The sequence below is a fragment of the Lacibacter cauensis genome (genome assembly GCF_007830055.1).
GTDB lineage: Bacteria > Bacteroidota > Bacteroidia > Chitinophagales > Chitinophagaceae > Lacibacter > Lacibacter cauensis.
Genome location: NZ_VLLE01000003.1, coordinates 244,736 through 256,753, shown reverse-complemented (window position 1 = coordinate 256,753; position 12,018 = coordinate 244,736). Strand labels below are relative to the sequence as shown.

At 41.9% G+C, this 12,018-nt stretch carries 14 protein-coding genes; 11 read left to right on the top strand and 3 right to left on the bottom strand.

Features of this window, described 5'->3' with window-relative positions; translation table 11 throughout:
- Positions 1-47 precede the first annotated feature (47 nt).
- The 9 genes from IQ13_RS06355 (at position 48) to IQ13_RS06315 (ending at position 6,725) form a co-directional block, all read left to right on the top strand.
- Complete coding sequence (locus IQ13_RS06355) at positions 48-1,469, top strand: MBL fold metallo-hydrolase (RefSeq protein ID WP_144885270.1); 1,422 nt, start codon at positions 48-50, stop codon at positions 1,467-1,469.
- Between the two features lie 86 nt (positions 1,470-1,555).
- Positions 1,556-1,852, top strand: coding sequence for a rhodanese-like domain-containing protein (locus IQ13_RS06350; protein ID WP_242009490.1), 297 nt, complete (start codon positions 1,556-1,558; stop codon positions 1,850-1,852).
- 4 nt (positions 1,853-1,856) lie between these two features.
- The gene (locus tag IQ13_RS06345; protein ID WP_144885268.1) at positions 1,857-2,075 is read left to right on the top strand and encodes a hypothetical protein; all 219 of its coding nucleotides are present in this window, start codon (positions 1,857-1,859) and stop codon (positions 2,073-2,075) included.
- A complete protein-coding gene (locus IQ13_RS06340) occupies positions 2,059-2,277 on the top strand; it encodes a hypothetical protein (RefSeq protein ID WP_144885267.1) in 219 nt (72 codons plus the stop codon). The genes IQ13_RS06345 and IQ13_RS06340 overlap by 17 nt, the downstream gene beginning before the upstream one ends.
- A 90-nt stretch (positions 2,278-2,367) precedes the next feature.
- Positions 2,368-2,937 carry a YeeE/YedE family protein gene (locus tag IQ13_RS06335; RefSeq protein WP_144885266.1) on the top strand — a complete coding sequence of 190 codons (570 nt, stop codon included), beginning with the start codon at positions 2,368-2,370 and terminating at the stop codon, positions 2,935-2,937.
- A 10-nt stretch (positions 2,938-2,947) separates the two neighbouring features.
- Positions 2,948-3,493 (top strand): YeeE/YedE family protein, encoded by a 546-nt coding sequence (locus tag IQ13_RS06330; RefSeq protein ID WP_144885265.1) that lies wholly within the window; start codon positions 2,948-2,950, stop codon positions 3,491-3,493.
- 14 nt (positions 3,494-3,507) lie between these two features.
- Positions 3,508-4,509: a c-type cytochrome gene (locus tag IQ13_RS06325; RefSeq protein ID WP_144885264.1), complete on the top strand. Its 1,002-nt coding sequence runs from the start codon at positions 3,508-3,510 to the stop codon at positions 4,507-4,509.
- 18 nt (positions 4,510-4,527) lie between these two features.
- On the top strand, positions 4,528-6,312 hold the full coding sequence (locus tag IQ13_RS06320) for a bifunctional metallophosphatase/5'-nucleotidase (protein ID WP_144885263.1): 1,785 nt from the start codon (positions 4,528-4,530) through the stop codon (positions 6,310-6,312).
- 8 nt (positions 6,313-6,320) lie between these two features.
- Positions 6,321-6,725 (top strand): DsrE family protein, encoded by a 405-nt coding sequence (locus IQ13_RS06315; RefSeq protein ID WP_144885262.1) that lies wholly within the window; start codon positions 6,321-6,323, stop codon positions 6,723-6,725.
- A gap of 93 nt (positions 6,726-6,818) precedes the next feature.
- Here IQ13_RS06315 and IQ13_RS06310 read toward each other — a convergent pair whose 3' ends face one another.
- From IQ13_RS06310 to sqr, 3 genes are read right to left on the bottom strand one after another with little or no spacing between them, the layout of a single operon-like run.
- Positions 6,819-7,301 carry a DsrE/DsrF/DrsH-like family protein gene (locus IQ13_RS06310; protein ID WP_144885261.1) on the bottom strand — a complete coding sequence of 161 codons (483 nt, stop codon included), beginning with the start codon at positions 7,299-7,301 and terminating at the stop codon, positions 6,819-6,821.
- 21 nt (positions 7,302-7,322) lie between these two features.
- Complete coding sequence (locus IQ13_RS06305; protein ID WP_144885260.1) at positions 7,323-7,631, bottom strand: TusE/DsrC/DsvC family sulfur relay protein; 309 nt, start codon at positions 7,629-7,631, stop codon at positions 7,323-7,325.
- A 24-nt stretch (positions 7,632-7,655) separates the two neighbouring features.
- Positions 7,656-8,891 carry a type III sulfide quinone reductase, selenoprotein subtype gene (gene sqr / locus IQ13_RS06300; RefSeq protein WP_144885259.1) on the bottom strand — a complete coding sequence of 412 codons (1,236 nt, stop codon included), beginning with the start codon at positions 8,889-8,891 and terminating at the stop codon, positions 7,656-7,658.
- 295 nt (positions 8,892-9,186) lie between these two features.
- Between sqr and IQ13_RS06295 the strand changes: the two genes are divergently transcribed.
- Entirely contained in the window at positions 9,187-10,872 is a 1,686-nt protein-coding gene (locus tag IQ13_RS06295) for an FAD-dependent oxidoreductase (RefSeq protein ID WP_144885258.1), read from the top strand.
- 36 nt (positions 10,873-10,908) lie between these two features.
- Positions 10,909-11,973: a COX15/CtaA family protein gene (locus IQ13_RS06290; protein ID WP_144885257.1), complete on the top strand. Its 1,065-nt coding sequence runs from the start codon at positions 10,909-10,911 to the stop codon at positions 11,971-11,973.
- Positions 11,974-12,018 lie beyond the last annotated feature (45 nt).

Below are 12,018 nucleotides of genomic sequence, written 5' to 3'. Positions count from 1 at the left end.
ACAACTTTGCATCATTCAATTCAAAAAAATAAAACAGAGAAAAGCATATGAAAATTGAACAGATTTATACCGGTTGTTTAGCACAAGGTGCTTACTACATCGAAAGCGAAGGCGAAGCAGTGGTAATTGATCCTTTGCGTGAAGTAAGACCGTATGTTGAAAAAGCCGAGCGCAACAACGCAAAAATTAAATACGTTTTTGAAACACACTTCCATGCAGATTTTGTGAGCGGTCATCTTGATCTGGCGAAACAAACAGGTGCAAAAATTGTGTATGGTCCTAATGCTAAACCCGATTTTGATTTTCATGCAGCAACAGATGGTGAAGAGTTGAAAGTAGGTAAGCTTACGTTTAAGGTGCTGCACACACCTGGTCATACCATGGAAAGCACGTGTTACCTGTTGAAAGATGAAAACGGAAAAGACGTTGCCATCTTTACCGGTGATACATTGTTTATCGGCGATGTAGGCCGTCCCGATCTGGCACAGAAAGTGGTAGCCGATCTTACACAGGATAAATTAGCAGGTCACCTGTTCGATTCATTGCGCAATAAGATCATGCCGTTGGCAGATGAGATTATTGTGTATCCTGCACACGGTGCCGGAAGTGCATGTGGTAAAAACATGAGCAAAGAAACGTCCGACACATTAGGTCATCAAAAAGCAACCAACTATGCGTTGCGTGCAAACATGACCAAAGAAGAATTTATTAAAGAAGTAACCACCGGTTTGATTGCTCCTCCACAATACTTCCCATTAAACGTAATGATGAACATTCATGGTTACGACAGTATTGAAGAAGTACTGAAGCGTGGTACACAAGCGTTAAGTCCTGATGCATTTGAAACTGCAGCTAACGAAACAGGCGCACTCATTCTTGATACTAGAGATGCAGAAACCTTCAGCAAAGGGTTTGTACCAAATTCAATCAATATTGGTATCGATGGAAGTTTTGCACCATGGGTAGGTGCCATGATACCCGATGTAAAGCAGGAAATTTTACTGGTAACCGATGAAGGCCGTGAAGAAGAAGTGGTAACACGCCTGGCCCGTGTAGGTTACGATTATTCGTTGGGTTATCTCAAAGGTGGTTTCAACGCATGGAAAACTGCGGGTAAAGAAGTAGATGAAATCAAGCGTGTAACAGTTGATGAGCTGGCAGAAATTCAAAAGAAAAACCAGGATATAAGTATTCTTGATGTACGTAAACACAGCGAATACATCAGCGAACATTTGGTGGATGTTGAAAATGCGCCGCTCGATTTCATCAACGACAGCATGCTCAAGGTTGATAAGAACAAACCAACCTATGTGCATTGCGCAGGTGGTTACCGATCGATGATCTTTGCATCTATTTTACGTGCACGTGGTTACGATAACCTGATTGATGTACGTGGTGGTTTTAAAGCATTAAAGGAAAGCGGCAACTTTCAAATTACCGAATACGTTTGCCCTTCAACTCTTTTATAAACAGTGGTGATGGTTAAGGAAAAGGAGGTTAACTCGTTCGCCTCCTTTCTTTCAGCAACCACAAAAAATTAAATACGATGTTATCAATGATAAAAAACTTGTTTGGCCCCGGTACCGATTATAAAGCTTTACTTAGCAGCGGTGCTGTAATTGTAGATGTGCGTACGCCCGGTGAATTCCGTAGCGGTCACATTAAAGGCTCTGTAAATATTCCTGTTGACAGTATTCGTCAACACGTGAATGAGTTAAAGAAAAAAGGGAAACCTGTTATTACTTGTTGTGCAAGTGGCATGCGCAGCAGCTCTGCCGCTTCTATTTTAAAAGGTGCAGGTATTGAAGCGCATAACGGCGGTTCCTGGATGAGCCTTCAACAAAAAATATAACAGCATGCTCAGTTATTTTAAACAATGGACCGGTATGCGCCTGCTGCGGTTGGGCATGGGTATTGCTGCAATTATACAAGGTATTGCATCGCCCACGCCTTTGCTATGGGTGATTGGTGCGGTGTTGCTGGTGCAGGCCTTCCTTAACGTTGGCTGTATGGGTGGTTCCTGTGCTGTTCCTACACGACAAAATACTTCGGTAAACAATGAAAAAGCTTCTTAAAAAATCGGTATGGTACTTACCGGGTGCTGTAACTGGCGCAATCGGTGGTTATTTTTACTGGAAATATTTTGGTTGTAACGGAACCTGTTTAATTACATCGAGCCCTGTACGCAGTATTATCTATTTTGCAGTAATGGGCACGCTTGTAAACAGCATGTTTCAAGGCAATCGTAAAAAAGCAACTGAAAATCCGTCCTCATAAAAACAGGAACTGTTTGTTGCCTGCCTTTTCGAAAAATACCTGTTATCTGTAAACTGTTTGTTATTCCGGCAATCACAAAAACCAATTTTCATGAGTTTCATCGAATTCATTAAACAGCCGTGGCCCTGGTATGTTGCAGGCCCGCTTATCGGATTAATTGTACCAACGCTTTTGCTGATTGGTAATAAAACGTTCGGCATCTCATCATCGCTGCGTCATATTTGTGCAGCATGTGTGCCTGCCAATATTCCATTTTTTAAGTACGACTGGAAAAAAGAAGTCTGGAACCTGTTCTTTGTTGCAGGTATTACACTGGGCGGTTTTCTTGCTTTCTGGTTATTACAAAACCCCGAACCGATCCAGGTAAATGCAAAGCTTGCAGCAGAACTTAACCAATACGGTATTAACGATTACAGCGGAATGGTTCCTGCACAGCTCTTCAACTGGGATACGTTGTTTTCTGTAAAAGGATTATTGCTGATGGTAGGTGGTGGTTTCCTGGTTGGTTTCGGAACCCGTTATGCAGGAGGTTGCACCAGTGGGCATGCTATTATGGGTTTATCGAATCTGCAATGGCCTTCGCTTGTAGCAACGATTTCGTTTATGGTGGGTGGCTTTATTATGGCCAATCTTCTTTTACCTTTTCTTTTAAAACTCTAATTGTACTCAAATGGAATCAAAAGATATCTTACAGGAAACTGAACTGGAAAAAAAGCATCACGAATTTCTGGAGAACAACACCGATTTCGAAATGCGCTCACTCGATTCTGTTTGCTTTAACGAATCGGAGTTAAAACATCCGTGGTGGTATAACTTAAAATATGCAGCTGTTGGTTTGCTGTTCGGAATTGTGTTTGTAAAAGCCGAAATCATTTCGTGGTTTCGCATACAGGAAATGTTTCGCTTGCAGAGCTCTCACATGTACGGTGTAATTGGTTCGGCGGTAGTGGTGGGACTCATCTCTGTACTCATCATCAAAAAGTTCAAAATAAAAACCATTTACGGCGAGCCCATTGAGTTTGTTGACAAGAAATTCAACAAAGGTCAGATCTATGGTGGTTTGTTATTTGGTTTAGGCTGGGCTATTACCGGCGCATGCCCCGGTCCGTTGTTTGCACAAATAGGCAGTGGTGCTACAGCAGTAATTGTAACCCTGCTCAGTGCAATTGCCGGTACCTGGGTTTATGGTAAAGTAAGAGATCGTATACCGCATTAATCTGCATTGCTTATATGAACAACAGAAACATCATACTACTCTTTGTTCTACTTATTGCGCTTATCGTTGCCGCAACACAAACCGGTTGTTCATCGCAGCAGGATGAAAAAAAGTATGCTGCTGATTCAACTATGCAGCAATCGGTATGGGTAGGAGCACCTGCAAACCAGATACCTTATTACTCCCGTAAAGATGGTGAGCTTATCTGGTACGGGCACGAGTTGGTTGCCAACACAGCAAAATACCTCGGGCCCAAAGGTTCGGTATTGCAGATCAGCAATGGGATGAACTGCCAGAACTGTCATTTAGATGCTGGTACAAAACCGTGGGGTAATAACTATGGTGCTGTTTATTCAACCTATCCAAAATTCAGAGATCGCTCGGGTGGTATTGAAACCATTTACAAACGTGTGAATGATTGTTTCGAACGCAGCTTGAACGGTACAGCACTCGATACAACCGGTAAAGAAATGCAGGCCATCTATGCCTACATTAAATGGCTGGGCGAAGATGTGCAGCGTGGTGAAAAACCAAAAGGTTCGGGTATTGCCGAATTGCTTTACCTCAACCGTGCTGCCGATGCACAAAAAGGAAAAGAAGTGTATGTGCAGAAATGCCAAACCTGTCATGGAGCAAATGGTGAAGGTGTAGCAAACCTAGAAGGCAACGGTTATGCCTACCCGCCTTTGTGGGGAAAGAACAGTTATAACAACGGTGCAGGCTTGTTCCGCTTATCCCGCTTTGCAGGTTATGTAAAAAACAACATGCCCTTTGGTGCTGATTATCATGCACCACAGTTAAGCGCTGAAGAAGCATGGGATGTAGCTGCGTTTGTAAACTCGCAGCCACGACCAACAAAAGATTTGAAAAGCGATTGGCCTGATATTTCGAAGAAACCTGTTGATCATCCGTTTGGCCCGTATGCTGATCCGTTTACCGAAGAGCAGCATAAGTTTGGCCCTTATGGTCCGATAAAGGATTACAGGGATCAACATAAAAAATCCGGTACAAAATAAACCTACACAACGATTCGCATGCCAGAAACAAACATTACGCATCTGCACAGTTGCACCTGCAGCAATTGTACAGATGAACAACAGCATTTGCCTGTTACTCAAAACTCACGCAGGGATTTTTTTAAGAATGCTTCACTGTTAACAGCCGGAGCATTTATGCCACCATCGCTTGCCAATGCAGTAAGCGGTGATGCCTACCATCAAAACGAAATATTCAGTAATAAGGCGGTTAAAAAAGGAAAAGCAAATGTGTTTACATTGTTGCATACATCCGACATCCATGCACAGCTGTACACACACGATGAGTTCTTTTGGGAAAACAATCAACCGGTTTATAAAAAGCGTGGCGGCTTTGCGGTATTAAAAACAATGCTGCAAAAACTGAAAGCAGAAAACCCTGCTAACACGGTTATTATTGATGGAGGTGATTGTTTCCAGGGGAGCGGTACGGCTTCACTATCGCAAGGGCAAGCCATCATTCCGCTCATCAACAATATTGGTTACGATCTTATTTTACCCGGTAACTGGGAAGTGGTGTATGGTAAAGAAATGATGCGGAAAGATCTGGGTGGCTACAACAGTGCCAAGATCTGCGCCAACATGTTTCACGATACAACCGATGAGCATAGGAACGAAATGATCTTTCCGCCTTACTGGACGAAAATTGTTGCCGGCGTAAAAATCGGTTTCATTGGTTACAATGATCCGCTTACACCTAAACGCCAATCGCCGGCATACAGCAAAGGCATTTTGTTTACAAAACCGGAAGTGAATGTGCAGAAGTACATCAAACTGTTGCGTGATTATGAGCAATGTGCCATGGTGTTTTTAGTAACACACATGGGGCTTGCGCAGCAAATTGATCTTGCAAACAAAGTTGATGTAAAGGGCGTGGATTATATATTGGGTGCCGATACACACGAACGTGTACGCAAACCCATACAAGGAGCTTACGCAAAAGTAACCGAGCCCGGTGCCTTTGGTTCGTTTGTTGCACGACTGGATGTGGTAATTGAAGACGGAAAGATCATCGATGAGAATTATCATCTGCTGGATGTTGATCCGGAAAAATACAAACCCGATGCAGCAATGAATGAACTGGTTGAAAAAGTACGTCAGCCTTATACACAGCAACTCAATAAAGTGATTGGTAAAACAGCCGTACCACTGGTACGTTATTATGTGCTGGAAAACCCGATGGATAATTTGATTACCGATGCCATGCACTGGAAGTATAAAGACAAAGTAGATTTTGTTGCCAGCAATGGTTTCCGTTTTTGCCCGCCATTGGTGCCCGATGCGAAGAAAGGATACGCAGAAATTACCAATGATTTTTTATGGAGTATGATGCCTGTTGAAGCAGATTTGAAAATAGGAGAAATAAGCGGTAAGCAATTAAAAGAATGGTTAGAAAAAGAACTGCATAACGTATTTGCAAAAAATCCCGCTCAACGTTTTGGCGGATGGCTGGTACGCTTCAAGGGCATTACCTTAAACTTTACTGTAAATAAAGAAGCAGGCCAACGCATTAACGAAATTAAAATTAATGGTCAAGCACTTGACGAAACAAAGATGTACAAGATGCTTGGTTGCGAACGTGATGGCGATCCCGATGATACGATTTGCCGGATAGAAAAAGTAAACAACCCCCGCAAAACAGGTGAGCATATTCACAATGTAATTCGGGAGTACCTGGCTGCACATCCGTTGGTAAGTCCGAAGATTGAAGGAAGAGTAACCGCTACGGATGCGCCTGCAAATTTATTATCGCAACTGGAAGGATATGATTATATCTTTAGGTAAAAAAACACATGAAAAAATATAAACTGCTTCTTGTTACAGTAATGCTGCTTGCTTTTTCGTTTGCTAAAGCGCAGGAAAAAATTGTATGGGAAATTTCATCGGGCGATACGGCACAACAACGTATTCTCTTTCGGCAAATCAACAATGTACTTACTGCCGCACCCGATACTAAAATTGAAGTGGTGTTTCACGGCTTTGCCATCTTTGCTGTTCTGAATGATACCGGCTATTTTCACCAACAGATTTTACAAGCACATAAAAAAGGAGTTGTTATTGCAGCCTGCAATAATTCGTTGAAGAGTCGCAACATCAGTAAAGATCGTGTTATACCGGAGGCAACCATTGTTCCCGTTTCTATTTTGGAAATAGCAGCCAAACAACGGGAAGGCTGGAGTTACATTAAAGCAGAGTAATTCTGTCTAAATAATAGCAGCAGCCTTGCAACAATTGCATGTTGCAGGCTGCTGCTGTCAAAGAAACGCTCACAATCAAACTCGAAATTTCTTTTAGATAAAGAGCATGTGTACGCCTTCGCCTTCGCTGCGTTTATAAAAATCGCCAACGGTTATAATATCTTCCACGCCTTCGTACAAATCGTCTTCCTTGTAGTGGAACATATCAAACGCCAGTTTGCATGCCCACATACGTACACCCGATGCATATAAGATGTCTAGGAATTCTGGCACTTCCGGCATATCTACTTTTTCCATTTCTTTTTTCATCATGGTTGTTGCCAATGCTTCCATGCCGGGCAAACCACCGATCATGGTTGGCATATGCATAGCAGGGTTACCTACTGTTGCAACGTGTAATTTTTCCAGTTTCTTTTTATGTACAGCTTCCAGTCCGAAAAAAGTAAAGAACAATTCAGCTTCGATGCCTTCCATACGTGCACCGTTCGCCAATACAAAAGCTGCATACACATTTTCCAAAGATGCTTTGGATAAGATGATCATCATCTTTTTAATTTTTCCTTTATCCTCGTTCATGATTGACAAGTTTTAAATGTTTTAGATACAACTGGCAGGCTTGGGTATACCCGCAATTTTTGTGGATGTTTTCAATGGTGCGTTGGGGAACAATGAGTAGAACTCTTTAATATCCACCACACCACTCTTGCCTACACGACGGATGCTGAGTGCTACCTGGTTCTGCTGCTCTTTCTGCAGGTATTTCAATACTTCCCAATGACGGGGAGTAAGATTGATGTTGGCTTCTTTTGCCAGTTCTTCACCAACCTGTTCGTTCCATTGGCTGAAATCAGTTAAATATCCTTCTTCGTTTACGGCAATGGTTTTGCCGGCGATTGTCTTTTCCATAACATGTATTTAATAAGTGAATGATTAAGCATAATGTTTTCCGCTTTCGCTCATCGTGGCCGATACAAAAGGAATATGTGTTCCTTTCAGTAATACGTTCCAGTAAATCCAGCGAAAGGCGAGTTTGCCCATGTGATTCATACGGCTTTCTTTCAACAAACGCAACGGACCAATGCCTGCAAAAGGAAATGTTCCTTCTACCGGTTCGTGTGTATAGTTAAAATCGATGAGCAATGCTTTGCCGCCACCTGTTTCAATGAAACAGTTAGCATGTCCATCGAATTCTTCTTTCAATGGTTCGTTGTTGACATAGCGTAAAATATTTTCTGTTAAGATCTCTGCTTCGAAGTGTGCAACAGATCCTGCTTTTGATGCAGGGATATTGCTTGCATCACCCAATACAAATACATTCTCATAGTTGAGTGATTGCAGTGTGGCTTTGTTCGTAGGTACATAGTTCAAATCATCGCCCATACCCGAACGTTCCATCAACGCATCGCCTTTGTTGGTGGGTACAGTTACCAGGATATCGAAAGGAATTTCTCTGCCACCATAATCAATAATGGTTTTGCTTTCATTATCTACCTGTTCAATGGCAAAATCACTTTCAATATGAATATTTTTTTCGTGCAGTAAATGTTCCAGAGCCTCTGTTGCTTTTGGTTTTGTAAACGCACCGCTCAACGGCGTTACATAGGTAATTTCTACTTTATCACGCATGTGTTTATGCTTGAAGAATGAATCGGCAAGGAATGCAAACTCCAATGGAGCAACCGGACATTTGATGGGCATTTCTGTTATGTGTACCACCAATTTACCGCCTTGCCAATCTCTCAGTTTATTGCGCAACGCCAATGCTCCTTCAAATGTGTAGAAATCGAAAACCGATTTTTGCCATTCTTTTCCCTGCATCCCTTCAGTTTCTTCGGGAGCAATTTTTGCACCGGTGGCAACAATTAATACATCGTAGTTCAACGCTGTTCCGTTTGCCAGTTCAATTCTATTTTCTTTTGGAACGATACGATCAATTTTCTTCTTTACCAGAGTTACATCTTTCGGAATAAACTCTTCAATGGTTTTAATAATATCTTCCGGCGTATAAATATCAAAAGGAAGAAACAAGTATCCGGGTTGGTAGTGATGTTCTTCACGCTCATCAATAATTGTAATTTGCCAGTCGGGTTGTTTCAGTTCGTTGTGCAGATGATTTGCCATCATGGTGCCTGCAGTACCGGCTCCGAGTATAACCAGATTTTTCATCGCTTAATTGTTTTGTTGTTTGATTTATGACACAGTAAAAGTCGATCAGCAACAGCTCTTGTTTAATGACCTGCATGCGCATGTAAAATGATCCTTATCAAGAAAAAAGTAAGATTTGTTTAAACAGCATTCGTTGTGTGATTTTTGTCACAACAAAAAATGCTGAAACCCTTGTTGTGTGTGACTTTTAGCACAGAATTACAGCCTTTCCAATAACAGGTTTTTGTATGATTATAATCACAAAGTGCGGCTATTGCTTCTGCTACTTTTGACCTGTTATAAAATCACAAAAAATATGAAGTACATTATTGTTGGAGCAGTTGCAGGTGGTGCGAGTACTGCAGCCCGTTTAAGAAGATTAGATGAACATGCTGAGATCGTTATTTTCGAAAAAGGTGAATACATCTCCTATGCTAACTGCGGATTGCCTTATTACATTGGTGATGTAATTAAAGACCGCAACAAACTTTTTGTACAAACTGCTTCAGCCTTCAACAAACGTTTTAATATTGATGTACGCATATCAACCGAAGTAATTGCGATCAACCCATCTGCAAAAACTATTACAGCACGCAAGCAGGCAACCGGCGAAGTTTATGAAGAAAGTTATGATAAACTCGTGCTCTCGCCCGGCGCAGAACCTGTACGTCCACCATTACCCGGCATTAACAGCGAAGGCATTTTTACATTGCGTAACGTAAACGACACCGATTATATTAAAGCATACGTACAGCAGAAAAAAACAAGTAAAGCTGTTGTTATCGGTGCCGGCTTTATTGGTTTGGAAATGGCTGAGAATTTTCATGAGCTGGGTTTAGATGTTACCATTATTGAAATGATTAACCAGGTAATGGCGCCGGTCGATTATCCAGTTGCGGCGTTTGTGCAACAGCATATCCGTTCAAAAAGAGTAAAACTTCGCCTGAACACTGCCGTGACTGGCTTTACCAAAAACGGCGATCAAATTGAAGTTGCTTTAAATAACGGTGAAGTATTAATAGCCGATGTAGTGATTCTTTCCATTGGTGTTCGTCCCGATACAAGATTAGCTGCGATGGCCGGTTTGCAACTCGGCCAAGCAAAAGGTATTCAGGTGAACGAATTCCTCCAAACATCCGACCCCGATATTTATGCCGTAGGCGATGCTATTGAATTTGAAAATCCCATCACGCATCAATCAATGATTACCTACCTGGCAGGACCAGCCAATAAACAAGGTCGTATTTGTGCAGATAATGTGGTGCTGGGCAATGTGCGTTCGTACAAAGGCTCAATCAATACCGCCATTGTAAAAGTGTTTGACATGACAGTGGGCACCACAGGTACAGCATCCAAACATTTAAAAGCAGCAGGTATCGAGCATATTGTATCAACCACACACAACGGTTCGCATGCCGGTTATTATCCCGGTGCAAAACAAATGACGATACAACTTGCATTTGCACCGAAGGATGGAAAACTGTTAAGCGCACAAATTGCCGGTTATGATGGTGTAGATAAACGTCTCGATGTTTTTGCTTCTTACATCAAACAAGGAAAAACCGTATACGACCTTATTGAATTTGAACATGCGTATGCACCACCTTATTCCTCTGCAAAAGACCCGGTAAACATGGCGGGTTTTGTTGCTGAAAATATTTTGCTCGATCACTTGCGTGTGTTTTACTGGAACGATTTGGATCAACTGCAGCCCGATGATCTGTTGATTGATGTTCGGCGTAAAGATGAATTTGAAGCGGGTAACATTGAAGGAGCCATTAATATACCTGTTGATGAATTAAGAAACCGATTACATGAAATTCCATCAAACAAAACCCTTTACATCTATTGCGAAGCAGGGCTGCGTGGTTACCTCGCACAACGGATTCTGCGACAAAACGGATACGAAGCGGTGGCTAATCTTTCGGGAGGTTATTATTTATGGAATGCCTGTACAACAGAAATGCGGTTCTTAAACAAACCCGAACCGATTTTAGTATAGAGGCGAATGTTTTCCTCGCCTACCTTTGCAGGCGTTATGACGCAAACATCCTCCTCGCAAAAAGCTGTTGCCAACTGGCTGCTATTCGGTGTATTTATGTTAATCGTTCAGATTTTACTGGGCGGTATTACCCGTTTAACCGGTAGTGGCTTAAGTATTACCGAATGGGATGTTGTAACAGGAACGTTGCCGCCATTAAACGAAACCAAGTGGCTGGAAGAATTTGCAAAGTACAAAGGCACACCGCAGTACCAATTACTCAACACCGATTTTACACTCAGCGATTTTAAATTCATTTTCTTTTGGGAGTGGTTTCATCGTTTGTGGGCACGTGTAATGGGGATGGTGTTTGCAGTTGGATTTATTTACTTCCTGGTTCGCCGGTATTTTAAAAAAGAAATGATCAAACCATTGATCATCCTGTTTTTGTTAGGCGGTTTACAGGGTGCTGTAGGTTGGATTATGGTAGCCAGTGGTTTAGTGGGCGATGCTGTGTATGTAAAGCCTACACGTTTAGCATTGCATTTTATTCTTGCAATGGGTTTGCTTTGTTATACATTCTGGTTTGCATTACAACTAAGAGTCAAGAAAAGCGAAATAACTGTTCATCGTTCAATCAACAACTTTACGTTACTGTTGCTGGTACTGTTGATTGTTCAATTACTGTTTGGGGCATTGATGGCGGGCCACAAAGCTGCGACAGCTGCACCATCCTGGCCGATGATCAATACAGAATGGATTCCAGCATCACTTTGGAAAGATTCTCCGCTGCTGATCAACTTCATCGAAAACAAAATTACCATTCACTTTGTACATCGTGGCTTAGCTTACTTGCTGAGTATATTGATTGTTTTATGGTATTACCGTGCTACAAAAGTTGAAGGCAGCAACCTGTTTAAGGCAACCCGTTTTCTTCCGTTGTTTCTTGTGGTGTTGCAGGTATTACTCGGTATTTTTTCTGTACTTACTTCCACCAAAATAATTCCCAACCGCTGGGGTTTGTTCGAGTGGGTAGCACAACTGCATCAATTGGTAGGTATGTTTTTACTGCTGAGCTTTATTTGGGTATTGTACCTGGTTCGCCGAAAAGAAACCAACTAAGTAATATTTTACAAGCAGCGTTACGTTCGTAAATCTTTTCTTTTC